Consider the following 227-nt stretch of genomic DNA (forward strand, 5'->3'; position numbering starts at 1 on the left):
CTTCTAGTTCCGCACCTCGTTTGAGACTGTATAGCGACATCATCAATGTCCCGAATAAAGTACCCGGAACAGAAACAAGTAAGATGGAAAGAAATGTGATATCTGCGCCGATATCGACTATTTGAGCTAAATAATAAACCACGGCAGCATAGATTGGGGCAGCGGTGATGTCAATTTGTGAGGCGACTGAATCGGCTGCCATTTGGCGTTCTGGCCTAATACCATTT

At 44.9% G+C, this 227-nt stretch carries 1 protein-coding gene; it reads right to left on the bottom strand.

The window, feature by feature from the left end; genetic code table 11:
- Positions 1-227: anaerobic C4-dicarboxylate transporter family protein (locus tag V6256_RS15605; protein ID WP_341599146.1), on the bottom strand; the 227-nt coding region annotated here is incomplete at both ends.

The organism is Psychromonas aquatilis (assembly GCF_038155185.1).
Classification (GTDB): Bacteria; Pseudomonadota; Gammaproteobacteria; order Enterobacterales; family Psychromonadaceae; genus Psychromonas; species Psychromonas aquatilis.